Source organism: Helicobacter vulpis (assembly GCF_003660395.1).
Taxonomy (GTDB): Bacteria; Campylobacterota; Campylobacteria; order Campylobacterales; family Helicobacteraceae; genus Helicobacter; species Helicobacter vulpis.
In genome coordinates this window covers 1-505 of sequence record NZ_QXQT01000095.1, presented here as the reverse complement: position 1 = coordinate 505, position 505 = coordinate 1, and the positions used below count along the sequence as shown (strand labels likewise).

Below are 505 nucleotides of genomic sequence, written 5' to 3'. Positions count from 1 at the left end.
TCAAACGATGTGAAAAGATTAATATCTAGGTCTGAATCTTGACCTAATAACCTGCTTTCTTGTTTGAGCTGGGCTAACTCCTCCTTGCTTAGCGTGGGGTTAATCCCTTGCTCTCTGATGATATGATACTTCTCATCTAGCTTTTTCTTGACTCCCCAACTCTGTGTAGTGTGTACTTGGATTTCAGCCGGGACATCGTTATGTCTAAAGTGGATATGCACTCCCTCATACCCACTGCCCCGGTTCTCTTTGTACTCAATCTTATGGGGCGTATTTGTGTCTCTTAAATGCGTGGCAATTTTGACAAGCTGGTCGTTTATCTCCTCTCTTTGCGGAGTGATGATCACCCCCCTTAACAAGTCATTCACGCTTTCTATGCGGCCCTGCTTGCGCTCTAGCTTGCTAACAATGCTCCCCACACTCTTTAAGACGCTATTGGCTTCTAAATGCGCACTAGGCTCTTTAAGCCCCTCTAAGAGTTGCTTAAACCCATGTTCTTGCTCTT

1 pseudogene is annotated in these 505 nt (G+C 45.1%); it reads right to left on the bottom strand.

Annotated features, from left to right (window positions below):
* A pseudogene (locus EAO38_RS08735) lies at positions 1-505 on the bottom strand (hypothetical protein); the annotation flags it as partial.